The 21,665-nt window shown below is 69.9% G+C and carries 24 protein-coding genes and 1 tRNA gene; 8 read left to right on the top strand and 17 right to left on the bottom strand.

The annotated features are described in order from the left end of the window. Positions 1-193: 193 nt before the first annotated feature. Positions 194-571, top strand: a complete 378-nt coding sequence (locus EPL03_RS14645; RefSeq protein WP_135830085.1) for a DUF7344 domain-containing protein — start codon at positions 194-196, stop codon at positions 569-571. 29 nt (positions 572-600) lie between these two features. Here the strand turns inward: EPL03_RS14645 and EPL03_RS14640 are convergent, their stop codons facing one another. The 7 genes from EPL03_RS14640 to EPL03_RS14610 form a co-directional block, all read right to left on the bottom strand. Next, positions 601-2,496, bottom strand: a complete 1,896-nt coding sequence (locus tag EPL03_RS14640) for an ABC transporter ATP-binding protein (protein ID WP_135830084.1) — start codon at positions 2,494-2,496, stop codon at positions 601-603. A 54-nt stretch (positions 2,497-2,550) separates the two neighbouring features. Further along, positions 2,551-3,309 (bottom strand): FAD-dependent oxidoreductase, encoded by a 759-nt coding sequence (locus EPL03_RS14635; protein ID WP_135830083.1) that lies wholly within the window; start codon positions 3,307-3,309, stop codon positions 2,551-2,553. Positions 3,310-3,723: 414 nt separating this feature from the next. Next, on the bottom strand, positions 3,724-3,939 hold the full coding sequence (locus EPL03_RS14630) for a hypothetical protein (RefSeq protein WP_135830082.1): 216 nt from the start codon (positions 3,937-3,939) through the stop codon (positions 3,724-3,726). Between the two features lie 79 nt (positions 3,940-4,018). Continuing rightward, positions 4,019-4,339: a DUF7126 family protein gene (locus EPL03_RS14625; RefSeq protein WP_135830081.1), complete on the bottom strand. Its 321-nt coding sequence runs from the start codon at positions 4,337-4,339 to the stop codon at positions 4,019-4,021. Positions 4,340-4,341: 2 nt separating this feature from the next. Continuing rightward, a complete protein-coding gene (gene guaA, locus EPL03_RS14620; protein WP_135830080.1) occupies positions 4,342-5,259 on the bottom strand; it encodes a glutamine-hydrolyzing GMP synthase in 918 nt (305 codons plus the stop codon). Then, on the bottom strand, positions 5,259-6,911 hold the full coding sequence (gene pyrG / locus EPL03_RS14615) for a glutamine hydrolyzing CTP synthase (RefSeq protein ID WP_135830079.1): 1,653 nt from the start codon (positions 6,909-6,911) through the stop codon (positions 5,259-5,261). Before pyrG ends, guaA begins: the two co-directional genes overlap by 1 nt. 88 nt (positions 6,912-6,999) lie before the next feature. Beyond that, positions 7,000-7,611 (bottom strand): alpha/beta hydrolase, encoded by a 612-nt coding sequence (locus EPL03_RS14610; RefSeq protein ID WP_135830078.1) that lies wholly within the window; start codon positions 7,609-7,611, stop codon positions 7,000-7,002. A gap of 53 nt (positions 7,612-7,664) precedes the next feature. On the opposite strand from EPL03_RS14610, the gene EPL03_RS14605 reads away from it, so the two are divergent. Together EPL03_RS14605 and EPL03_RS14600 are read left to right on the top strand one after the other, a co-directional pair. Beyond that, positions 7,665-8,525: a PspA/IM30 family protein gene (locus tag EPL03_RS14605; RefSeq protein ID WP_135830077.1), complete on the top strand. Its 861-nt coding sequence runs from the start codon at positions 7,665-7,667 to the stop codon at positions 8,523-8,525. 20 nt (positions 8,526-8,545) lie between these two features. Beyond that, entirely contained in the window at positions 8,546-9,004 is a 459-nt protein-coding gene (locus tag EPL03_RS14600; protein ID WP_244605280.1) for a desampylase, read from the top strand. Between the two features lie 34 nt (positions 9,005-9,038). Here the strand turns inward: EPL03_RS14600 and EPL03_RS20355 are convergent, their stop codons facing one another. Together EPL03_RS20355 and EPL03_RS14590 are read right to left on the bottom strand one after the other, a co-directional pair. Then, entirely contained in the window at positions 9,039-9,731 is a 693-nt protein-coding gene (locus tag EPL03_RS20355; protein WP_210425009.1) for a hypothetical protein, read from the bottom strand. Next, the gene (locus tag EPL03_RS14590; protein ID WP_135830076.1) at positions 9,728-10,660 is read right to left on the bottom strand and encodes an Mce/MlaD family protein; all 933 of its coding nucleotides are present in this window, start codon (positions 10,658-10,660) and stop codon (positions 9,728-9,730) included. Before EPL03_RS14590 ends, EPL03_RS20355 begins: the two co-directional genes overlap by 4 nt. Before the next feature lie 173 nt (positions 10,661-10,833). Here EPL03_RS14590 and EPL03_RS14585 point away from each other — a divergent pair, with 173 nt between their 5' ends. The 4 genes from EPL03_RS14585 (at position 10,834) to EPL03_RS14570 (ending at position 12,832) form a co-directional block, all read left to right on the top strand. Then, positions 10,834-11,250 (top strand): hypothetical protein, encoded by a 417-nt coding sequence (locus EPL03_RS14585; RefSeq protein WP_135830075.1) that lies wholly within the window; start codon positions 10,834-10,836, stop codon positions 11,248-11,250. Positions 11,251-11,320: 70 nt separating this feature from the next. Next, on the top strand, positions 11,321-11,998 hold the full coding sequence (locus EPL03_RS14580) for an HAD family hydrolase (protein ID WP_135830074.1): 678 nt from the start codon (positions 11,321-11,323) through the stop codon (positions 11,996-11,998). Between the two features lie 100 nt (positions 11,999-12,098). Beyond that, positions 12,099-12,482 carry a MarR family transcriptional regulator gene (locus tag EPL03_RS14575; protein WP_135830073.1) on the top strand — a complete coding sequence of 128 codons (384 nt, stop codon included), beginning with the start codon at positions 12,099-12,101 and terminating at the stop codon, positions 12,480-12,482. Next, positions 12,479-12,832, top strand: a complete 354-nt coding sequence (locus EPL03_RS14570; protein ID WP_210425008.1) for a type II toxin-antitoxin system PemK/MazF family toxin — start codon at positions 12,479-12,481, stop codon at positions 12,830-12,832. Before EPL03_RS14575 ends, EPL03_RS14570 begins: the two co-directional genes overlap by 4 nt. Before the next feature lie 25 nt (positions 12,833-12,857). On the opposite strand, the gene EPL03_RS14565 is transcribed toward EPL03_RS14570, so the two are convergent. From EPL03_RS14565 to EPL03_RS14550, 4 genes are all read right to left on the bottom strand, one after another. Continuing rightward, a complete protein-coding gene (locus EPL03_RS14565) occupies positions 12,858-13,178 on the bottom strand; it encodes a hypothetical protein (RefSeq protein ID WP_135830072.1) in 321 nt (106 codons plus the stop codon). 38 nt (positions 13,179-13,216) lie between these two features. Then, complete coding sequence (locus tag EPL03_RS14560; protein ID WP_135830071.1) at positions 13,217-14,851, bottom strand: GTPBP1 family GTP-binding protein; 1,635 nt, start codon at positions 14,849-14,851, stop codon at positions 13,217-13,219. Between the two features lie 275 nt (positions 14,852-15,126). Then, positions 15,127-16,116 (bottom strand): beta-ribofuranosylaminobenzene 5'-phosphate synthase family protein, encoded by a 990-nt coding sequence (locus EPL03_RS14555; RefSeq protein ID WP_135830070.1) that lies wholly within the window; start codon positions 16,114-16,116, stop codon positions 15,127-15,129. Between the two features lie 68 nt (positions 16,117-16,184). Further along, positions 16,185-17,147, bottom strand: coding sequence for a glycosyltransferase (locus tag EPL03_RS14550; RefSeq protein WP_135830069.1), 963 nt, complete (start codon positions 17,145-17,147; stop codon positions 16,185-16,187). Positions 17,148-17,365: 218 nt separating this feature from the next. Between EPL03_RS14550 and ilvD the strand changes: the two genes are divergently transcribed. Then, complete coding sequence (gene ilvD / locus EPL03_RS14545; protein ID WP_135830068.1) at positions 17,366-19,090, top strand: dihydroxy-acid dehydratase; 1,725 nt, start codon at positions 17,366-17,368, stop codon at positions 19,088-19,090. A 271-nt stretch (positions 19,091-19,361) separates the two neighbouring features. Here ilvD and EPL03_RS14540 read toward each other — a convergent pair whose 3' ends face one another. From EPL03_RS14540 to EPL03_RS14530, 4 genes are all read right to left on the bottom strand, one after another. Continuing rightward, positions 19,362-20,075: a class I SAM-dependent methyltransferase gene (locus tag EPL03_RS14540; RefSeq protein WP_135830067.1), complete on the bottom strand. Its 714-nt coding sequence runs from the start codon at positions 20,073-20,075 to the stop codon at positions 19,362-19,364. Positions 20,076-20,106: 31 nt separating this feature from the next. After that, a complete protein-coding gene (locus EPL03_RS20130; protein ID WP_168216277.1) occupies positions 20,107-20,244 on the bottom strand; it encodes a hypothetical protein in 138 nt (45 codons plus the stop codon). Between the two features lie 115 nt (positions 20,245-20,359). After that, positions 20,360-20,430: transfer RNA gene (locus tag EPL03_RS14535), tRNA-Pro, on the bottom strand. A 69-nt stretch (positions 20,431-20,499) separates the two neighbouring features. Beyond that, a complete protein-coding gene (locus tag EPL03_RS14530) occupies positions 20,500-21,621 on the bottom strand; it encodes a succinylglutamate desuccinylase/aspartoacylase family protein (protein ID WP_135830066.1) in 1,122 nt (373 codons plus the stop codon). Positions 21,622-21,665 lie beyond the last annotated feature (44 nt).

Below are 21,665 nucleotides of genomic sequence, written 5' to 3'. Positions count from 1 at the left end.
CGTTCGGAGCGTGCGCGGTTAACTTGTCGGGGTTCCGCGCGAGGGCAGCGTCCCGGGCCGTTGCGGGACGGAGAGAAAGTATTAAAAATAGAAATCATACATTGAAACAGTCGGGACGGCCGGGACGGCCGCGTCGAACGCGGCGGGACGGAGACCCCGGTTGATATGCCCTCGGGTCGGAAGACCGGATGCAATGACCGAACCGACCCTCGCCGACGAGAACGCAGCGGACGTGAGTGCCACATTCGACCTGCTGTCGAACGCGCGCCGGCGGGGCGTGCTGTACGCCGTCGGTCGCGACGGTGCGGTCACCGTCGAGACGCTCGCCGACCGCATCGCGTCGTGGCAGCGCGACGGCGGCGACGCGCCCGACGCGGACGCGGTCCGGACGTCGCTCGTCCACGCCCACCTCCCCAAGCTCGACGAGGCGAACGCGGTCGACTACGACCGCGGACGCGGGACCGTCGAACCGGCCGCCCGCGCGTCGACCCTCGACTCGTACCTCGAACTCACGCGGGACTCCGAACCGTTCCCGTCGGGCGCGAGCCGCCGCCCCGGACTCGCGGACTGAGCCGCCGGTCGCCCCGCCGACGACTCCCGTCAGGCATCGTCGGCCGCCCGCCGCCGGGCGTCGGCCACGAACTCGTCGGGGAGTTCGTCTATCTCGCCGGCCTGCACCCGCCAGAGGTTGGCGTACAGGCCGTCCTCGGCCAGCAGTTGCTCGTGGGGGCCGCGCTCGACTATCTCGCCGTCCTCGACGACGAGGATGGTGTCGGCGTCCCGGACCGTCGACAGCCGGTGGGCGATGACGAAGGTGGTCCGGTCCTCGGTCACCCGGTCGAGGCTGCGCTGGATGAGCAGTTCCGTCTCGGTGTCGACCGCGCTGGTGGCCTCGTCGAACACCACGACCGCCGGGTCCGCGAGCACGGTCCGGGCGATGGCGACCCGCTGGCGCTGGCCGCCCGAGAGCTTCACGCCGCGCTCGCCGACCTCGGTGTCGTAGCCCTCGGGGAGATTCTGGATGAACTCGTGGGCTTCGGCCACCCTCGCTGCCTCGACTATCTCCTCGCGGTCGGCGTCGAACGTGCCGTACGCGATGTTCTCGGCGACCGTCCCGTCGAACAGGAAGGTGTCCTGGCTCACGTACCCCACCGCGTCGCGCAGGCTGGACAGGGTCACGTCGCGGACGTCCCGGCCGTCGAGCCGGACCGCGCCGTCGGTCACGTCGTAGAGCCGGACGAGCAGCTTCAGGACGGTGGTCTTGCCCGCGCCGGTCGGCCCGACCAGTCCGACCGTCTCGCCGGGCTCGGCCGTGAAGTCGACGCCCCTCAGCACGGGCTCGTCCTCGTAGGCGAAGTCGACGTCGTCGTACTCGACCCGGCCCCGGACCGGGTCGAGGTCCTCGGCGTCGGGCGCGTCGGTGATGTCGGGTTCGACGTCCATCAGCGCGAGGATGCGGGTCGCGGAGGCCTTGGCGTCCTCGTAGCGGTCGACGATTTCGCTCATCTGGGTCAGCGGCTCGACCATGCGCTGGACCAACAGGAGGAACGTGACCAGCGACCCGACGCGGAGCGTGCCCGAGAAACCCAGCGGCGGGCCGTTCAGCAGCCAGAGGCCACCGACCGTGAACGTGGCGACGAACGCCACGGAGGTCAACAACTGCATCCCCGGACGGTAGACGAAGTTGAGCCGGAGCGAGAGCCAGTCGCGCCGGAAGTACTCGTAGGAGGCGTCGGTGATGCGGTCGTCCTCGTGGTCCTCGGCGTTGGCGGTCTTGATGACCTGCATCCCCGCGAGGTTGTTCTCCAGCCGGGTGTTGAGGTCGCCGACCGACGAGCGGACGTTCGCGTACCGCTCCTCGACCGCCTGCATGAACCAGTAGGTGAACACGGCCGCGACCGGAATCGCCGCGAGCGTGATGACCGCGAGCTGCGGGTTGAGCCAGAGCAGGACGCCGCCGATGCCCAGCAGGAGCACCCCGAGCTGGATGGCCGACGACATCATGTCGTCGAGGAACAGTTCGAGCCGGTTGGCGTCGTTGCTCAGGACCGACATGAGCTCGCCGGTCTGCTTCTCGTCGAAAAAGTCCATGTCGAGGTGCTGCATCTTGCGGTAGGTCGCGGTCCGGACCTCGTGTTTGACCCGGTGGGAGAACAGGTTGAGCGACGACTGGCGCGCGAAGTTGCACACCGCGCCGCCCGCCATCGCGACGCCCATGATTCCGGCCGACAGCCAGAACTCCGCCATCGGACCGTCGGGGAGCCGGGCCGCCGGCACCAGCGGCAGGTCGAACGGGACGTCGTTCCGGAACACCGAGTCGATGGCGATGCCCAGCACCACGGGCGGCACCAGCGCCAGCGCCCGGGCGGCGATGCTGGTCACCAGCCCGAGCGCGAACCAGCGACGCTGGCCCTCGCCGTACTCCGTGAACAGCCGGTACATCGGGTGGTCGATGCGCTCGCGGAGTTCCTCCATGTCGGCGACGTCCCCTGCCATCGGGTCCGGGGTTTGACCCTCTCCCTGAAATGTGTGTGCGTTCCGGAAGTCGGGTCACTCCTCGTCGGCCACGCTGGGGTGTTGTTCCGGGTCCTCGGGATGGGGCGCGTCGAAGTGGTCGCGCATCACTGCCAGCGACTCCCGCTCGCGCCGCCGGCGCTCTTCGTCGCCGAGTTCCTCACAGCCCGGCGGGACGTCGCGGCCGCGCCCGGTGAAGTAGCCCTCGGGCGCGACCCAGTCGTGGTAGAACGGCCGGTCGTCGTCCTCCAGCAGCGTCACCGCCACCTCCGCGCCGTGGCCGGCCGCCACGGCGGTCTGGTGGGGCTTGCCCGCGAGCCGACCGGCCGCGTAGAGGCCCTCGACACCGGTTCGGCCGCGCTCGTCGGCGTCCACGTAGGTCTTGCCCCGGTCCACGAGGTCGACGCCCTCGACGCCGTCGAGGTAACTGGTCTCGTTTTTGGTCGCGGCCACGACGTACCGAGCGCGGACCGTCGCGCCGTCGCCGGTCTCGACCGCGAATCCGTCGTCGGTCGTCCGGACGCGCTCGACCGCGGCGTCGCGTCGCTCGCAGCCGGCGCGGTCGGCCTGCGACGAGAGCAGGTCGAGGAACAGCCGCGCGTTCACGCCCGCCGGGAAGCCGGGGACGTTTTCGAGGTGGGCGTTGCGCCGGAGGATAGACTCCCCGTCGTCGACCACGAGCGCGTCGAGTTCGTGGCGCGCGAGGTACGTGCCCGCGGTCAGTCCCGCGACGCCGCCGCCGACGACGACGGCGTCGAACTCGCTTCCGTCCGCGTCGAACTCGTTTCCGTCCATGCGGGTGGGTATCGGCCCGGCGAGTATAACGACGGGGGTTGTTCGACTCGCGGAAGGCGGTAGCCAGAGTGGTCGGGACGGCCGGGCGTCCCGACCGGACGCCCCGAGAAAAGCGGGGCGCGTGCGGTCGACGGCTGCTCGGGTGCGGCGGGCGACGGCGCGAGGTGCTGGGCTGTCGCGGCGGCGGAGACCGGGTCGCGGGCTCGACCCGGCCGGTGCGGTCGCCGTCCCCCGCCGCGTCGGGACGTTCGGGTGCGGTCGGGCGCGCGCTGTCGGAGCGCGTCGTTCGGAACGACCGCAGCCGTTCGTAGGGACGCCGACCACTTCAACCGGGCGACCGTCCAGACGATTCGACGCAGTTCACGGTCGATGAACGGTTCTGAACGGTTCGGCCCGGGTGCGTGGTCGCCCCGGTCAGGTCCGGTGTTCGCCGAGGAAGTCCGTCGAGAAGGCGATCCACGCCAGCGCACTCACGAACAGGATGGGCGGTAGGATGGCGAACCCCCACAGCGGGTCGATGCCCCACTGGAGGAGCAACACCACGTCGGCGAGTCCGAGCGCGAGGAACGGCAGTACGGCCAGCACTGCCCGTCTGCGGTCGCCGGACGTCGACGGGAACCGGTCGTCCATACGCGAGGTAGGGAGCGAATCGTCAAAAAGCGTCCGTTCGGACGGCGGCCCGCCCGGGCGACCCGGGGACGGGACGCCGTCAGCCCGCGAGCTCCTCGGCCACGGCCTCGACCGACAGGAGTCGTGGGTCGACGATGAGGTCGGCCTGCCCGCGCGCGAAGTCCGGGAGGTCGTCGTCGGCGTACACCACGACGCGAACGTCCTCGTTGAGGTCCCTGGCGATGGGGATGGCGGTCGCGCCCGCCGCCTCGGTGAGGACGAGCGCGTCGGCCTCGGTGACGCCGGCCTCTTCGAGCGCGGGTCGCGTCCCGTACGCCTCGATGCGCGTCAGTTCGACGCCCTCGGCTTCGAGGGCCTCGCCCAGTCCGCCCGGGTCGGGTCCGACGACGATAGCCTTCATGGTCACTCGTACTCGATGGTGGCGGGCGGCTTGTGGGTCACGTCGTACAGCACCCGCGCCACGTTCTCGTTCTCGCCGGTGATGCGACTTTGGACGCGCTGGAGGGTCTCCCAGCCTATCTCCTGGGCCCGGGCGGTCATGCCGTCGCGGCTCTCGACCGACCGGACCGCGACGACCCAGCCGTGGACGCGGTTGTCGCCCTTGACCCCGGTGGCCTTGCCGAGGACGGCCGCGAACGCCTGCCACGGGTCGTACTCGTCGAGTTCCTCCTCGACGACGTGGGTGGCCTCGCGGGCCACGTCCAGTTTCTCCTCGGTCACTTCGCCCACGATTCGCACGGCGAGGCCGGGACCGGGGAACGGCATGCGCTCGGCGATTATCGCTTCGAGGTCGAGTTCGCGGGCGACCTCCCGGACCTCGTCCTTGTAGAGGTCCCGCATCGGCTCGACGATGCCCTCGAAGTCGACGACCTCGGGCAGCCCGCCGACGTTGTGGTGGGACTTGATGGTGCCCTCGCTCTCGATGCGGTCGGGGTAGATGGTCCCCTGGACGAGGTAGTCGGCACCGACCTCCTCGGCCACGGTCTCGAACTCCCGGATGAACTGCTCGCCGATGGCGTGGCGTTTTTCCTCCGGGTCGGTGACGCCCGCCAGCGCGTCGAGGAACCGCTCGCGGGCGTCCACGACGCGGAGCGAGTCCATGTAGGCGAAGGTCTCGCGTATCTCGTCGGTCTCGCCCTTCCGCATCAGCCCGGTGTCGACGTAGACGGGCGTGAGCTGGTCGCCGACCGCCTCGTAGGCCAGCGCGGCCGCCGTCGAGGAGTCGACTCCGCCCGACAGCGCGATGATGGCGTCGGCGTCGCCGAGTTCCGCGCGGATTTCGTCGACCTTCTCGTCGATGAACGCCCCGGGGTCGACCATCAGGCCTCGACCTCCTCGCGCGCGTCGGCCTCCGTTTCGGCCAGCACCGCGTCGAGCAGCCCGACGAACGGCGGGCTGGCGCGGGTCGGCCGCGACCGGAACTCGGGGTGGAACTGGGTGCCGACGAAGTACGGGTGGTCGTCGAGTTCCAGAATCTCCATCCGGTTGCCCGACCGCCCCGAGAAGGTCAGCCCCGCGTCCTCGAACGCGTCGAAGTACTCGGGGTTGACCTCGTACCGGTGGCGGTGGCGCTCGGTGCAGGTGGTCGCGCCGTACACCTCGGCCGCGAGCGTGTCCGGTTCGATGTCGGTCTCGTGTGCGCCCAGCCGCATCGTGCCCCCGAGGTCTTCGAGGTCGTACTGCTCGGGCAGCAGGTCGATGACCGGGTGGGGCGTGTCCTCGTCTATCTCGGCCGAGTGTGCGCCCTCCAATCCCAGGACGTTGCGGGCGTACTCCACGACCGCCAGCTGGAAGCCCAGACACAGCCCGAGGTAGGGCACGCCGTTCTCGCGGGCGTACCGGACCGCGTCTATCTTGCCGGCGGTCCCGCGCGAGCCGAACCCGCCCGGAACGACGATGCCGTCGGCCTCGCGGAGGCGCTGCTCGTGGTCGTCGTCCATCTCCTCGGAGTCGACCCACCGGACGTTCACGTCCACGTTCTTCTCCAGTCCGGCGTGCTTGAGCGCCTCGTTGACCGAGATGTAGGCGTCTTCGAGGTCGTACTTGCCCACGAGCGCGACGTCGACCTCGCCGTGAGTCTCCTGAGTCGCGAGGTCGCGCCACTCGTTGTCCCGCTCGGCCTCGGGGAGCGCGTCGTCCGCGAGGTCGAGTCGCTCCATCACGTACTCGTCGAGTCCCTCCTCCTCGACCATCAGCGGGACGTGGTAGATGTCCTCCACGTCGGGGTTCGAGAAGACGGCGTCGGTCGGCACGTCGCAGAACAGCGCGATTTTCTCGCGGGTCGAAGGGTCGAGTTTGTCCTCGCACCGACCGACGAGGATGTCGGGCTGTAGGCCGATGGAGCGGAGTTCCTTCACGGAGTGTTGGGTGGGCTTGGTCTTCTGCTCGCCGTTCTTCGAGTAGGGGACCAGCGTGACGTGGGTCAAGAGGAAGTCCTCGTCGTCTTCCTCGTGGGCGAACTGGCGGAGGGCCTCCAGAAAGGGCATCCCCTCGATGTCGCCCACGGTGCCGCCGACCTCCACGAGACAGACGTCGTGGCCCTCGGCGGCCTCGCGGATGCGGCGCTTGATGTCGTCGGTGACGTGGGGAATTATCTGGACGGTCTTGCCCAGATAATCGCCCGCCCGCTCCTTTTCGATGACGTGCTGGTAGGTCTTGCCCGTGGTGACGTTGTGGTCGAACGTCATGTCCACGTCGAGGAAGCGCTCGTAGTTCCCGAGGTCAAGGTCGACCTCGCCACCGTCCTTGAGGACGTACACCTCCCCGTGCTGGAAGGGGTTCATCGTCCCCGCATCGACGTTGAGGTACGGGTCTATCTTGACTGCCGTCACGTCGAACCCGGCGTTGGCGAGCAACCGGCCCGTGGAGGCGGCGGTGATGCCCTTCCCGAGGCCGGACATGACGCCCCCGGTGACGAAGATGAACTTGTTCCCGAGGGAGGGGTCGTAGTCGGTCTCCGGTTCCGTCGGCATACCGACTGTCGGCGACCCCGATTCAAAACGATTTCGGAGCGCGCGAGCGACGGCGGAGGGTGGCACGGGAACGCGCCGACGAGTCGGCTCAGCGCCCCAACGAGTCGACGAAGAACGCCCCGACCCGCTCGCCGATTCGGTCGTGGCGGCCGATGAAGAAGTGGTCGGCTTCGAGTTCGACGACCTCGCCGCCAATATCGCGCACCGCTTCGACGGCCGGCTCCCAGTCGGCGGTGTCGTCGCGGGTCCCGTAGAACACCTGCACCGGGACGTCGAGGTCGCCGAGCGCCTCGGCGGCGTCGAGGTCGTCGGCCAGCCGCGAGGCGGGCGCGAGCAGCGAGACGGCGTCGGGACGGGGGTCGACCGACGCCGACGCGAGCGCCGCCATCGCGCCGCCGAAGCTGAAGCCGAACGCGCCCACGCGGTCGTACCGGTCGCGCGCCCACCGAACGGCGTTGCGGGCGTCCTCGCGCTCGCCGTACCCCTCGTCCCAGTCGCCGTAGTCGAACCGGAGGCAGGCGACGCCCTGCGCGGTCAGGGCCTCGCTCGCCGCGACCAGTCGCTGGTCGCCGCGGTGGCCGCCGTGCTGTGGGTGTGGCGGGCACGCGACCACTATCGCCGTCGGGTCGGTGTCTTCCGGTTCGTCCAGCGTCGCGCGCACGTCCCGACCGCCGGGGACGAGCAGGTCCGTCGAGTCCATACAGGCTGTTGTCGAAGTGAGGATTTTAAGGGTCGGGTCACGAAAGGCAGGGTATGGGAGTGCTCTCACGCCTGTCGTACGTCGTCCGCTCGAAGATCAACGCCGTCCTGAATCGAGCCGAGGACCCGGCCGAGACGCTCGACTACTCCTACGAGCAGATGCGCGACGAGCTACAGGAGGTCAAGCAGGGCATCGCCGACCTGACGACCCAGAAGAAGCGCCTCGAAATGCAAAAGCGGAAGCTCGAAGAGAACGTCGAGAAGCACAACGAGCAGGCCCGGCAGGCCGTCTCGCAGGACCGCGAGGACCTCGCCCGGCGCGCGCTGGAGAAGAAGAAGACCAAGATGACCCAGATCGAGGAGCTTGAGGGTCAGATCGCCGACCTCCAGAACACGCAGGACAACCTCGTCGAGAAGAAAAACGAGCTCCAGAACCGCATCGAGGAGTTCCGCACCAAGAAGGAGTCGATGAAGGCGCGCTACGAGGCCGCCGAGGCCCAGAGCCGCGTCTCTGAGGCCATGACGGGTGCGGGCGACGAGATGGAGGACGTGGGCCGGGCCATCGAGCGCGCCGAGGAGCGCACCGAGGACATGGAGGCCCGCGCCGAGGCGATGGACGAACTCCAGGAGTCGGGCACGTTCGACGACGCGCTCTCGGACAAGGACAGCCTCGACCGCGAGCTCGAGGAGGTCCGGACCACGGGCGAGGTCGACGCGGAACTGGAGACCCTCAAGTCGGAGATGGGCAAGGGCTCGACGACCACAGAGTCCGCCGACGCCGAGGCCGAGACCGAGACCGGCGGCGAGACCGACATCGAAGCCGAACTCGACACCGACGTCGACGTCGAGACCGAACTCGCCGACTCGGAGGTCGAACAGGAGCTCGAAGAGCTCCGCGACGAGGAGGAGAACTGACGCCGCGGCGCGGCCGAACCGTGCGACGACTCCTCGTCCCGCGCTCTATCCGCGACGCGATGGTCGCCCGCGCTCGCGCGAGCGCACCCGAAGAAACGTGTGGTATCCTCGCCGGAACTCTCGCCGACGGCCAGCGCCGCGTCGAGGCCCACCACTCGGTCGAGAACGTCGCCGACCGACCCCGGTCGCGCTACGAGTTCGACCCCCGTGAGCAGCTCGAACGCCTGGAGGCCGTCGAGGCCGCCGGCCACGAGGTCGTCGGATTCTACCACTCGCATCCGCGCGGGCCGGCCGAGCCCAGCGCGACCGACGCGGCGCTGGCGACCTGGCCCGACCGGTCGTACGTCGTCGTCTCCCTCGGCGATGACGACGAACACGCGCTCGCCGGCGAGACACCCGAGGGTGCGTCGGTGACGGCGTGGCGCTGGACCGGCCGGGCGTTCGAGCGCGAAGCCCTCGGAGTCGTGGACTCGGCGTGAGAATCCGGGGCGCGCGAGTCAACTCCCGCCAGCCTCACCCCGCGTCGTCGGCCCCGTTGTGGGCGTCGTCCGCGCTCCCGTCGACGGCGGCCGCCTGCGACGGGACCTCGGACGCCGGCTCCGACCGGTCGGCGACCTCACCCCGGGCCGACGCGTCGGGCTGGTCGGCCTCGTCGGGGTCAGGGGTGAGACCGCTTATCTCCTCGTCCTCGTCGATCACCATCGGACAGTCGGCGACCCGGAAGTGGTCGACGTCCGGCATCGCGAGGATGTCCGTCCCCTCGTGAGTGCAGGCCAGCTCCGGCGGCTCGCCGAAGTTGGGACAGCCGTGGCAGGTCCCCTTGGGGATGGTGCGGACGTCCCGGTCGTCGCCCCACACGTCGTCCTCGACCTCGACGCTCTCGCCGACCGGGACCGACACGCTGGACTCCTCGCCGTCCTCGTCCGCCAGTCGCTCCCAGAGCTTCTCGCCGTCGAGTTCGCCGACGTCGACCGACTCGAAGGCGTCCGAGCCGCCACGGTCCCGGCGGCGGCGCTCGTCGACCTGCGTCGCCACGTCCGCCAGCGGCCCGGTCCGGGCCGGCGCGTCCGGGTCGGTGCCCTCGCGGGCATCGCCGGTTCGCTCGTTGACCCGTTCGGCGACGCCGCCGAGCGGTTCGTCGGGTATCTCCCGGCCCCCGTCGTCCGACCGGTCGCGCCCGTCGGCGTCGGGGTCCTCGTCGCTCATTCCTCGTCCTCCGCGAGGATGTCGTCGAGGTCCTCGGCCGCCGCGTCCGCGTCGGCATCGAAGGCCTCGCCGACGTCCCAGTCGGCGCGCTCGCCTTCGAGCGCCGGCGGGTCGCCGACGACGAGTCGGGCCGAGCCGAAAAAGCCCTGCTTTGGCTCGACGTCGTTGAAGGTGCTGGCACAGTGGGGACACGTCGGCTCGGCGAGCAGGCCGACGTGGACCGTCTCGTCGCAGTGGCTGCACTTGGCCGTCGAGACGCCCCTGCGGTTGGCGAGGTGGGCGAGTTCGTCGGCGGCGGCCCGGGCGGCGTTGCGGGCCGCCAGCGCCCGGGTCTGGTCGCGGAGGCTCACGGCCACCTCCGCGAGCGTCGTGAGCTTCGAGTCGAGGTCGTCGGTCGCGTCGGTCAGGTACTCGAGCACGTCCTCGAAGTTCTCGAAGCCGGCGTCGACCCGGTCGTCGAGCTCCTCGACTTCCGCCAAGAGTTCGTCGAGTTCGTCCGCGAGCCGGTCGGCCCGGTCGGCGACGGCCTCGGTGCGCTGGGCGAGGTCGGGATGGTCGTGGTCGGCGGACGCCTTGCCGTCGGTCTCGCGCTTGACCTGAATCACCCGCTCGCGCACGTCCTCTATCTTCTCGTCGAAGTCGCGCTCGACCTCCGCGACGTCGTCGCGGAGGTCGTCGAGGTCCGACCGCAGGTCGGCGAGGTCGGCTTCGACCGCCTCGCCGGTCGCTCCCACCCGCTCGGCGAGTTCCGGGTCGAGCGCCACCGCTTCCCCGCCGGCGGAGCCGCCGCCGTTCGACTCGCCCTCCGTCCGGAGCCGCGCGAGCAGTTGCTCGCGGGTCAGGTCGAGTTCCTCGGCTTTGGCGTCGAGCCACCCCTCCAGCGAGGCGTCGCGGGCCCCGGACGGCTCGCTGACATCTTCGCCAGCCATTCGATTTTACTTATCACACCCTCGCCTTAATGGTTGGCCTCTCGTCCGTCGAACTTCGGTTCGTCGACAACAGGGCCACGGGGGCTCGGGGTGCCGGTTGCGGGAACGACGGGGCGTCCGGAGACCGGGAGTTGAGCGAAAAGCTCTTGCGCGCTCCGTTCGGACGCGAGGTCATGACGAGGAGTTTGGCTGCCCTTCGGCGGGGGCTGTCGATCAGCGTCGTTCTCGCCGGCGTCGCGGTGTTCGTCTGGGGGCTTCTCTGGATTCGCTCGCCGACGAACGCTCCGACGACGCTCCGACCGGTCGACGCCGCGCTCGGCACCGCCTCGGAGTACGTGTGGTTGCCGGCGCTGGGTGCGTTCGGCGTCGTCGTCGGGAGCGTCCCGGCCCTGCGGACGTGGACTCGGCGGAGCCGGGCGGTGCGCGCCGGAACGGCGGCGGGCGGGCTCGCGCTCGTCGGTGTCGGTGGGCTGCTCGCCTCGCTGGCCCGCTACTCGCTCGCCGGCGCGGTGTACGTCTCGCCGTCGCTCGCCGCGGGCGCGGCCGCCATCTGGACGTGCCGGTCGGCTCCGCCGCCGACCGAAGAGTAGGACGGTTGCGAGTCGACGGCCGCGACCGACACGATTTTTCGACCGGCCTGCGAATCCCCGGCCACGACCGATGGCCGCTATCGACGCCGTGCTGTTCGACCTCGACGGGACGCTCGTGGAGTACGAACGCTCGACCGGACAACTGCTCGACCTCGCGTTCGAGTCGGCCGGGGTCGAGCCGTTCTTCGAGGTCGAGGCGTACCTCGACCGGTACAACGACCACCTCGGTCCCGACACGTCGGTCGCCGAGGGTCGGGCCGACTGCTTCGCCGCCATCGCCGACGAGCGCGGCCGCGACCCCGACCTCGGACGACGAATCGCCGAGGCGTTCGCCGACGAGCGCGACCACTCCCGGGTCGAACGCGTCCCCGGGGCGCGGGACGTCGTCGACGCGCTCGCCGAGGACCACGCGGTCGGCGTCGTCACCAACGGCCCGCCGGAGATGCAGACCACCAAACTGGCGGCCGCCGGGCTGGCCGACCGATTCGAGACGGTGGTGTTCGCGGGCCACGACTGCTCGGCCAAGCCCGACCCCGAGCCGTTCGAGGTGGCGCTCTCGGACCTCGGGGCGGCGGCCGACCGCGCGGTCCACGTCGGCAACTCGGTTCCCTCGGACGTGGCGGGCGCGCACGCCGCTGGCCTGCGGTCGACGTGGGTGCCCGCGGAGGCCGGGGTCCAGCCGGACCCGGAGCCACACCACGCGGTCCCCTCGCTGGCGGACCTCGCGGAACCGCCGTGGCGGTCGTGAGCTACCGAACGCGTCCCGGGGCTACGTCGGTTACGTCGAGTATATGCTTTACGCTGGTTACATGGTAATGTTGATTACGTCGGGTACGCTACGTACTCGCGTGTCCATCGACATCGACGACTTCGAGGAGAAAAGCGAGAGCGAACTCGCCGACCTGACCAACGGCGAGCGCGTCCTCCGCTTTCTGTCGACCAACGACGACCGCGCGTTCAAGCCCGCCGAGATAGCCGACCGGACGGGCGTGAACGACAACTCCATCGGGAACGTTCTGGCTCGCCTCGAAGACCGGAACCTCGTCCGGCACAAGGGGCCGTACTGGGCGATCACCGACGACACCGAGCGGCTCCGGTCGTTCAGCGACTACTTCCGGACCACCTCGTCACTCACCGAGCGGTTGGGCGAGGAGGACCCCGACGAGTGGGCCGCTCACGCTCCGGACGACCCGCATCCGAACGCCGATGGAACCGACGAGGAAGTGAGATGAAGTACGATAGAGGCGACGTCGCGTTCGGCGTCGACCCGTTCGGCAACGGCAAGAACGCTCGCCCGTGGGTGATAGTCTCCGACGACACCCATCCGTTCTACGGGGAGCAGTACGTGGCGCTCACGCTCACCTCGAAGACGTGGTACGACGACGGGGTCGAGTTACGCGACGACCACTGGGTTCGCGGCGGCATGCCCGAGGACAGCAAGGTCGTCACGTGGGGGCTCGGTTCGCTGGCCCACGACGACCTGGACCCGGACCGCTGGCAGGGAACGCTCCGGCCGACCGCCGTCGATACCTGCGTCGAGCGCGCCGTCGGTTACATGGGCTTGGACCGCCAGCACGAGTGAAATCGATTTCCGCAAGTCGCGGGAGTCACCCCGAATCGAATCCGGCGACGAGGACCATCACGACCGCGACCCCCGCGAGCAACAGCGCGAAGACCTCGCCTGCGGTCGCGTACTCGTAGCCGCCCCAGACCGCGACGCCGGCGAAGAAGGCCAGTTGCCAGCGCGGCGTGTCCATCGTGCCCCGGAGGACGCCCGCGAGCAGGAGCCCGGTGAGGTAGACGCTCAGAATCGGCGTGACGAGACCTTCGCCCTCCCGAAGCGCGAAGTACGCCGCGAGAACGCTCACGGCGAACAGCGCCACCGCGAGCGCGACCGTCGCGGCCGTGACCACGCGGTCTCGGTTCATACTCGTCGGTTCACAGGTCGCGTAGAAAGTCCCTGTGGTCAGGGATTCACGTCGGTCACCGTGCCGACGCCCTTGCTCTGGCCCTCGCGGAACACGAACCGCTGGCCCTCCTCGACGAGGTAGGGCTTGAACTTGAACCGGACCGTGGTGGTCCCCGAATCGCCGGGCAACAGCTGGCCCCCGCGGGGGTGGAACTCCACGGCCTCGCTGATGGTCTCGAGGTGGACCACCGGCTCGTAGCCGTCGCCGATGCGGGTCGGATGGTTGAGCACGACCACCTCGGCCTCGAACTCCCGGACCGGGTCGGGGTCGGCGTCGGCCGGCAGCAGGACCATCCCGCGCTCGACGTCCGCCTCGCGGACGCCCTTCAGAGCGATGCCGACGATGCGGCCCGCCTCCGCCCGGTCGACTCGGTGGTAGTGCATCTCGATCGACCGGACCTCGACCTCGCGGAACGCCCCGTCGGCCATCGGGCCGAGCAGGAGCTCGTCGCCCGCCTCGACCGCGCCCGACATCACGGTGCCCGACGCGACCGCGCCCACGCCCGTCACCGAGTACGTCCGGTCGACGTACATCCGGAACGGTCCGGACTGGGCGGTAGTCTTGGGCAGGCGCTCGAACAGCTCGTCGAGGGTGTCGAGGCCGTCCATCGTGACCGCGCTGGTCGACACCACCGGCACGACGTCCTCGCTTATCTCCTCGACCGCCGCGTCGACGCCGTGGCGCTCGACCAGCAGGGGCGTCTTGTCGACGTCTCTGAGCAGGCGCTCGACCTCGCGCTCGACCTCGGCCACGCGCTCGTCGCTCACCGCGTCGACCTTGGTGATTGCGACGATGGTGGGGAGTTCGGTCGCGAGCAGGACGCCGAGGTGTTCGCGGGTGGTCTTGGTCGGGCCGTCGTCGGCCGCCACCGTCAGCAGGCCGTAGTCGAGCTTCTGGCCCACGAGGCCCCGAATCGTCGTGCGAAGCCACGGCTCGTGGCCGACCGTATCCACGAACGAGACGAGCTGGTCGCTCTCTTCGACCACCCGCGCCCGGTCGGACTTGCGGTGGGGGTTGTCCATCCGTACCGAGCCCTCCCCGTCGAAGCCGTAGACCGCGTACGAGAGGTCCGCGGAGAGGCCGCGCTCGACCTCGTGGGGTTGGACGTCGAGGTACGCCCGCGTGACGCCCTCGCCGTCGTCGGGCTCGCCGGTCACCAGCGAGCCGACGAGCGTGGACTTGCCGTGGTCGACGTGGCCCGCCGTCCCGACGACGATGTGCTCGCCATCGGTGTCGAGCATCGCGCCCTCCCGGATGGTCGCCACGCCGACGAGACCGTCCGCGTCGCGGTCGCCGGTCGTCGCTACCGCTCCGTCGGCGTCGATGCCCCACGTCTGGACGTCCTCGATGTGCGCGCCGGCTTCCTCGGCCAGCAGGCTGAGCACGTCCATCGACTCCGAGAAGGCGTCTTGAGCGATTCCCGCGATGCCGCCGTCGTCGGTCACGCCCACAACGTAAGTGGCCTCGCCGTCGCCCGAGAGCACCCGATGGCGGAGTTGGGCCGCGAGGCTCTCCATCCGGCCCTCGGCGAGGTGGAGGTCCCGCGTGAGTCGTTCCTTGAACTCGACGCTGCCGCCTTCCCGTTCGCCGCGGTCGAGGGCGCGCTGTAACGCCGCCCTGTCGGCGCTCATGCGCCCGGATTGGGGCGGTGTCGTGAAAAGCTTGCCGCCCGGTAGCATGAACCGACTCGCTGGGACGCGCCGGGCGTCAGTCCGCGACCCGAGCCGGCGACTCCGAGCCGTCGGAGCGCACGCGAAGCTTCAAATACGAGGACGGGACCAGACCGGCCCGGACGCTTCGCGCGGTCGCGGGCAGCACGTCGGCGAGTCAGTCGACGCAGGCGTTCGGTCGCGGCGTCGCCGCTGTGACGGCGGCGCCGCGACTCCACCCGCGACCGCCAGTCCGCTTATCCCGAGAGGGCTTCGCCATCACCGTCTCCGACTCGAGCACCCCGGTTTCGCGGCTCGGCGACCACCACCTCGCCGCCGACGTCGGTCGCCGACAGCGCCTCCCGGGCCGCCTCGCGGGCGGTCGCCGCCCGGTCCGCAGTGGTCACGCCGTACACTGCCGGCCCCCACGACGACTGGCCAGCGCCTGCTATCGCCGGCGACTCCGACAGCGCCGACACCAGCCGACCCACCGGCGGTCGGTAGACGCCGCCCTGCTCGTCGGCGTACCACGCGCCGTTGAGCCGGCCAACCTCCGCGACCGCCGCCCCGAACGCCTCCGGGTCGCCGGTCGCCACCGCGGGGAGGACGCGCCGAGTGACGACCGTCGCGATTTCGTCGGCCAGCGCGGGGTCGGCGCGCTCGACCACCGACCGCATGCTCGCGTCCTCGCCGTCGCCGCTCCGCCCCGGCTCGGCGTCGGGGAGCGCGATTACGAACCGCCAGTCGTCGGGCACCTCGTGGCGGGCCGCGACTGGCGGGACCGACCACTCGCCCTCGGGCGGCCGGTCGGCGGTGAACCGCTCGGTGGGATGGCCGGCGTCGAGGACGAACCCACCCGACGAAAACGCCGCGACGCCGACGCCGCTCCGCCCGCCACGGCCGAGTTCGGGCGCTCGCTCGCGGACCCGCGGCTCGCGGCCGTGCGCGCGAGCCACCGACGCGAGGACGGCGAGCGCGAGCTGGGTCCCGCTCCCGAGCCCGACGTGGCGGGGCAGGGTTCGCTCGACGGTCACGTCGGCGCCCCGGACGTCGAGCAGTTCGACCGCGCGCCGGGCGTACTCGCGGCCGGTCTCGTGGTCGCACCGAACCGCCTCGGCGGGGTCGGCAGTCACGACCGCGAGCGGCTCGTCGAGCGCGACCCCGAGCGAGCCGTAGAGGCGCTCGTGGGCCAGCGAGAGGTTCAGGAATCCGAAGTGGAGCCGCCCGCCGGCCGCGACCCGTGTCATGGCCGCGATTTCGTCCCGTTCGGGGTTCGCGGTTCCGATAGTGGCAACACTGTCGAGCGACAGCGTCGCTATCCGACGAGCGCCGAGAGGACTCGGTCGGCGACCCGTCCGACGCCGTTGTCGTAGTCGGGCGCTCGGGGCGGATGCCGGACCGCGCGGGCGACGTGCGCGGTGGAGTGTTCGACCTGAAAGCCCCGGACGCCCCGGCGTTCGAGTACCCGCGTGACGCCGTGTTGCTCGTCGGTGAACGGGTAGACCACGCACGGCGTTTTGCCGACGGCGGCCTCCATCACGGTCGAGTAGCCCGAACAGACCACCACGTCGGCGGCCCGAATCCACGGCAGGAGCGCGGGAACCGGGTCCCACCCGTCACAGCCCACGAGCGTCACGTCGTGGCCTTCGGTCCGGAGCGTCTCCGCCAGCACGTCGAAGTTCGTCGAGTAGACGCTCGGGACGACCAGCACGCCGACGTCGCCGTCGGGCGGCGGACAGCCGTCGGGGTCGAGCGCGATGGGCGGGACGTGGGTCACTCCCGGCGGGTCGCCCTCGTCGGGCGGCCAGACCGCGGGGTAGAGGAACGACTCGGCCGCACCCAACTGGTACCGGTTGAGGAGCCACGTGAACGCCTGCTCGACCGCCGCGTCGTAGTAGGAGGCCGCGTTGTGGGTGACGACGTACAGCGGCGTCCCGGTCAGCGACGCCGCCATCGCGCCGAACATGTCGTCGGTGACCAGCGCGTCGGGGTCCTCTCGGCGAAGCCACCCCGCGAGGTCGACCACGCGCTTGCCGCTGTAGGGGAGACTCCGGGTCAGGACGCGGCCCACCGACCCCCGCTGGTAGTCGCCGATGTAGTCGACCGGCGCGGCCCGGAACACGTCGTAGCCGTTGTGTTCGACGAACCGCGACCCCGGGCCGCCCCCGGCGAGGACGACCCTCGCGCCCTCGGCCTCGAACGCCTGGGCGACCGCGAGCATCCGCGTGGCGTGGCCAGCGCCCTCCGGGTAGTGGGCGACTGCGACCGTCAGGTCCATGCAAGTCATTCGACCGCCATCCTGAAAGTATGTCCTCGTTACGCGGTCGTATCGGGAAAGTAACGTCGCGTCGAGCGGCGGGCCCGAGGCGTGGGGCCGAGTCGTACGACGAGACACGATGTGGAGCCTCCAAATGGTTGTGGCCGGCCAAGCGCCGATTCGACAGCAACGCTTGTTGGAGTGTGGCAACTTAAGCCGCTCCGGTTCGATTCCCGGGTATGGCGGGAAAACCGGACGACTACCCGAGCAACGAGGTCACCGACGGGGTCGAGCGCGCGCCCCACCGAGCGATGTTCCGTGCGATGGGTTACGACGACGAGGACCTCTCCTCGCCGATGGTGGCCGTGGCGAACCCGGCGGCCGACGTGACGCCGTGCAACGTCCACCTCGACGACGTGGCCGACGCCGCCTACGAGGGCGTCGACGACGCCGACGGGATGCCCATCGAGTTCGGGACCATCACCATCTCGGACGCCATCTCGATGGGGACCGAGGGGATGAAGGCGTCGCTCATCTCGCGGGAGGTCATCGCCGACTCGGTGGAGTTGGTGGCCTTCGGCGAGCACGTGGACGGACTCGTCACGGTCGCGGGGTGTGACAAGAACCTCCCCGGCATGATGATGGCCGCGATACGGACGGACCTGCCCTCGGTGTTCCTGTACGGCGGGTCCATCATGCCCGGCGAACACGACGGCCGGGAGGTCACCGTCCAGCACGTCTTCGAGGGCGTCGGCGCGGTCGCGGACGGCGACATGTCCGAAGGCGAACTCGACGACCTCGAACGGCAGGCCTGCCCCGGGGCGGGGTCGTGTGGCGGGATGTTCACCGCCAACACCATGGCCTCGATATCGGAGGCGCTCGGGTTCGCGCCGCTGGGGAGCGCGAGCCCGCTCGCCGAGAGCGAGGAGCGGTACGAGGTGGCCGAGCGCGCGGGCGAACTCGCGGTCGAGGCGATCCGGGAACGTCGCAAGCCCTCGGAATTTCTCTCGGTCGAATCGTTCGAGAACGCCATCGCGCTGCAGGTCGCGGTCGGCGGGTCGACCAACGCCGTGCTCCACCTGCCCGCGCTGGCGGCCGAGGCCGGCATCGACCTCCCGTTAGAGCGGTTCAACGAGATCAGCAAGCGGACGCCCAAGATCGCCGACCTCCAGCCCGGCGGGACGCGCGTGATGAAGGACCTCCACGAAATCGGCGGCGTCCCGGTCGTGATTCGCCGCCTGCTCGACGCGGGGCTGTTCCACGGCGACGCCGGGACCGTGACCGGCAACACCATCGCCGAGGAGATAGAGCGGTTGGAAGCGGCGGGCGAGCTCGCGCCCGACGACGAGATAGACGCCGACTTCCTCTACACCGTCGACGAGCCCAAAAACGAGGAGGGAGCCATCCGCGTGCTGACCGGCAACCTCGCGCCCGACGGCGCGGTGCTGAAGGTGACGGGCGACGAGGACCTCCGCCACGAGGGGCCGGTCAGGGTGTTCGAGAACGAGGAGAACGCCATGAAGTACGTCCAGGAGGGCAACGTCGAGAGCGGCGACGTCATCTGCATCCGCAACGAGGGCCCGCGCGGCGGACCGGGAATGCGCGAGATGCTCGGGGTCACCTCGGCGGTCGCGGGACAGGGCCACGCCGAGGACGTCGCGCTGTTCACCGACGGCCGGTTCTCGGGCGCGACGCGCGGGTTCTCCATCGGCCACGTCGCCCCGGAAGCGGCGGTCGGCGGTCCCATCGGTCTGCTCGAAGACGGCGACGTCGTGACCATCGACGTGCCGAACCTCGAACTGTCGGTCGACGTCTCGGAGTCGGAACTGGCCGAGCGCCGCGAGCAGTGGGAGCCGCCGGAACCGAACTACACGTCGGGCGTGCTGGCGAAGTACGGCGCGGCCTTCGGGTCGGCCGCGAACGGCGCGGTGACGAATCCGGGCGTGAAGCGGAACGGGGAGTAGCCACGCAATCGCGGTTGCGGATGCGGATGCGGATGCGGTCGCGGTTGTGGATGCGGTCGCGGTTGTGGATGCGGTCGCGGTCGCAGTTGCGGTAGCGGTGCTGTTTTCACTGGCTCAAGGTGTCGCGGCGGTCACGGTCGCGGTTGCGGGTGCGGATGCGGTCACGGTTGCGGCGGCGGTCACGATTGCAGTTCCCATCGATTCACGGCCGAGAACCCTCGCAGTTGGACCGAACCGCGATTGCGAACACGACCACTATCGGCGACCGCTCTCAGAACGCGCCGGACGACACCTCGACCACCAGCATCTCGGGGGCCTCTCGGAGGAACTCGAACGAGACGGGTCGAACCTCGGTCGCGTAGCCCGCGTCAGCGAGCGTCGCGCGCAACTCGTCCAGTCGCGGATATCGCTTCCCGTCGAATCGCGCGAGCGGATACACTCGGACCTCCTCGCGGGCCACGCGGGCGAGTTCGAGCAGCGACGCCTCGTGGAACTCGTGGTCGAGTTTGTCCACGTAGAGGAACAGGAGGTGCGCGGACAGCACCAGCGAGAACGAGTCGTCGTCGAACGGGAGGTCGGGGAGTTGCGCCTGCACGTACCGGTCGGTGTCGTAGTGGTCGGCGTAATCGGCGGCGAACTGTCGGTACGCGGTGGTCCAGTGGTCGCGCACGTCCGGGACGCCGTCGTAGAACTCCCAGACGAACTGGTCCTCCACGCCGTCGAAGCCCGCGATGGCGGTGTCGACGTCGCGCCGGCACTTCGCGCGGAGTTCGTCGGGCGGCACGTCGTATAGCAGGTCCGCACCGACCGCGTCGAGGCCGCGAGCGTTCGCCCCGGCCACGAACGCGCACGCGCCGCCCGGACAGTCGAGTACCGGCTCGCCCGCCCACGACGAGAGGTCGAGGTCGAACATCGCTTCGTACTCCCCCACCGTGCGCCCGACGAATGCGACGTCGTCTATCGCGTACCTGTCCGAACTACCCATGCCCTTTAATTTCTATATCTACATTATAAAATTAATCCAGCTCCCATCGATATGCCCGCCCGCGACGGGCCAGCGGAATACAGCCCAGCGCGAGTGTTGACGCGGCGTGAGCGTCGCAGAACTCGCAGGTGTGACGGTCACCGCCGGCGTCGGGGAGCCGAACCGCCATCAGCCCCACACCTCCGACCACTTAAAACCGCGATTCGTTCCACTATTCCTTAAGAAGTAATTTGTAGTGTTAGAGCCTGAACTTCCAGAACATGAGATGCTTGTTGGAAGGTTGATGGGACCGCCGAGATTCGAACTCAGGTCCAACGCACCCCATGCGCTGAGGATACCGCTACCCCACGGTCCCGCTTGCACGTTGACGTGCAACTGGACGAAGGCACGTCCCCGAGTTAAGCGCTTCGTTTCGGTCCGGCAGTTAGGTCCGGCCGTTGCTGGCGTCGGGCTCGCTCGCGTTCCCGGTAGACGACTGCTCGGAGTCGCGGGCGACGACGAGGTCGCCGTCGTCGCGGACCGCCAGACTCGCGAGCGCGTCGTTCTCGTAGGCCGCGACCCCGGGCGTCCGGCCGAGGACGTAGCCGTCGTGGTCGGTCTGGACCGACGTCTTCCGGTCGCCGTGGGGCGTGCACACGTCGGCGATTACGTCGCCCTCCGCCACGACGTCGCCGGCCTCGACGCGGTGGCGCACGACGCCGGGGGCGTCCGTGTGTGGGTGGACGGCGCGCTTGACCGGGAAGTCGACGGGTGGCTCGAAGCCGACCGCGTCCGAGGCGGGGTCGCCGGCCAGCACGCCGAGTTCTCGCATGACGTTCCGGAGCCCCGCGACGCCCGCCTCGCGGACGCGCTCCTCGACGACTTCGTGGCCGCCGAGTTCCGCGGTGAACGCCGGGATGCCGGCCTCGTTCAGGGCCGCGCCCGCAGTCGAGCGCTGGAGACGCTGTTCGGTGTACTCCTCGGCGGCGTACTCGTTGACCACGGGCAGGCCGAACGCCGTCACGAGCGCTTGGAGGTCGTCGGCGAGGTCGCGGGCTTCGTCCTCGCTGCGGCGCTCGCCGTACAGGACCCTGTCGCGGATGAGGAACGGCACCGACCCGACGTGGGCGGTGTGGAGGTCGACGAGCGCGTCGGCCGAATCGGCGAACGCCTCGTATATCCGCTCGTCTATCAACTGCTGGACGCTGGGCGGGCGCGCGCTCTCGTCGTCGGCGTCGGGAAAGTAGCGGTTGGGGTCCTCGTCGTCGTAGTAGGAGGTGCGGGCGTTGCGGCGCAGTCCGGCGGGGTTGAGCGTCGGGAGACAGACCACCGTTCCGCGAATCTCGCTCGGTAGGTCGTCGGTCATCACGTCCTGTGCGACCGCGAGGCCAGTGGCCTCGTTGCCGTGGATGGCGGCCGTAATCCAGAGCGTCGGTCCCTCGCCGCCGTCCTCGCCCTCCGCGACGAGGACCGGGAGGCGTTCGGGCGCTCCGGTCGGGAGGTCGGTTGCGTCGAGCCACCCCGTGACGAGTTCGCCGGGTTCGGATTCGGCGGTTCCGACTTGCATGGGATGGCGGTGGCGGAGCGGCGGCAAAAAGGTAGGCCTCGTGG

The sequence above is a fragment of the Halorussus halobius genome (genome assembly GCF_004765805.1).
Classification (GTDB): domain Archaea; phylum Halobacteriota; class Halobacteria; order Halobacteriales; family Haladaptataceae; genus Halorussus; species Halorussus halobius.
This window is presented reverse-complemented; position numbering and strand designations above follow the sequence as displayed.

Excerpts from the sequence above, each read along its gene's own strand:
- EPL03_RS14560 (WP_135830071.1), bottom strand. The coding sequence starts at position 14,851 with ATGAGCGCCGACAGGGCGGCGTTACAGCGCGCCCTCGACCGCGGCGAA.
- EPL03_RS14540 (WP_135830067.1), bottom strand. The coding sequence starts at position 20,075 with ATGGGTAGTTCGGACAGGTACGCGATAGACGACGTCGCATTCGTCGGG.
- EPL03_RS14610 (WP_135830078.1), bottom strand. The coding sequence starts at position 7,611 with ATGGACTCGACGGACCTGCTCGTCCCCGGCGGTCGGGACGTGCGCGCG.
- EPL03_RS14605 (WP_135830077.1), top strand. The coding sequence starts at position 7,665 with ATGGGAGTGCTCTCACGCCTGTCGTACGTCGTCCGCTCGAAGATCAAC.
- EPL03_RS14630 (WP_135830082.1), bottom strand. The coding sequence starts at position 3,939 with ATGGACGACCGGTTCCCGTCGACGTCCGGCGACCGCAGACGGGCAGTG.
- pyrG (WP_135830079.1), bottom strand. The coding sequence starts at position 6,911 with ATGCCGACGGAACCGGAGACCGACTACGACCCCTCCCTCGGGAACAAG.
- guaA (WP_135830080.1), bottom strand. The coding sequence starts at position 5,259 with ATGGTCGACCCCGGGGCGTTCATCGACGAGAAGGTCGACGAAATCCGC.
- EPL03_RS14530 (WP_135830066.1), bottom strand. The coding sequence starts at position 21,621 with ATGCAAGTCGGAACCGCCGAATCCGAACCCGGCGAACTCGTCACGGGG.
- EPL03_RS14580 (WP_135830074.1), top strand. The coding sequence starts at position 11,321 with ATGGCCGCTATCGACGCCGTGCTGTTCGACCTCGACGGGACGCTCGTG.
- EPL03_RS14570 (WP_210425008.1), top strand. The coding sequence starts at position 12,479 with ATGAAGTACGATAGAGGCGACGTCGCGTTCGGCGTCGACCCGTTCGGC.
- EPL03_RS14555 (WP_135830070.1), bottom strand. The coding sequence starts at position 16,116 with ATGACACGGGTCGCGGCCGGCGGGCGGCTCCACTTCGGATTCCTGAAC.
- EPL03_RS14585 (WP_135830075.1), top strand. The coding sequence starts at position 10,834 with ATGACGAGGAGTTTGGCTGCCCTTCGGCGGGGGCTGTCGATCAGCGTC.
- EPL03_RS14550 (WP_135830069.1), bottom strand. The coding sequence starts at position 17,147 with ATGGACCTGACGGTCGCAGTCGCCCACTACCCGGAGGGCGCTGGCCAC.
- EPL03_RS14565 (WP_135830072.1), bottom strand. The coding sequence starts at position 13,178 with ATGAACCGAGACCGCGTGGTCACGGCCGCGACGGTCGCGCTCGCGGTG.
- ilvD (WP_135830068.1), top strand. The coding sequence starts at position 17,366 with ATGGCGGGAAAACCGGACGACTACCCGAGCAACGAGGTCACCGACGGG.
- EPL03_RS14645 (WP_135830085.1), top strand. The coding sequence starts at position 194 with ATGACCGAACCGACCCTCGCCGACGAGAACGCAGCGGACGTGAGTGCC.
- EPL03_RS14635 (WP_135830083.1), bottom strand. The coding sequence starts at position 3,309 with ATGGACGGAAACGAGTTCGACGCGGACGGAAGCGAGTTCGACGCCGTC.
- EPL03_RS14640 (WP_135830084.1), bottom strand. The coding sequence starts at position 2,496 with ATGGCAGGGGACGTCGCCGACATGGAGGAACTCCGCGAGCGCATCGAC.
- EPL03_RS20130 (WP_168216277.1), bottom strand. The coding sequence starts at position 20,244 with ATGGCGGTTCGGCTCCCCGACGCCGGCGGTGACCGTCACACCTGCGAG.
- EPL03_RS14625 (WP_135830081.1), bottom strand. The coding sequence starts at position 4,339 with ATGAAGGCTATCGTCGTCGGACCCGACCCGGGCGGACTGGGCGAGGCC.
- EPL03_RS20355 (WP_210425009.1), bottom strand. The coding sequence starts at position 9,731 with ATGAGCGACGAGGACCCCGACGCCGACGGGCGCGACCGGTCGGACGAC.
- EPL03_RS14590 (WP_135830076.1), bottom strand. The coding sequence starts at position 10,660 with ATGGCTGGCGAAGATGTCAGCGAGCCGTCCGGGGCCCGCGACGCCTCG.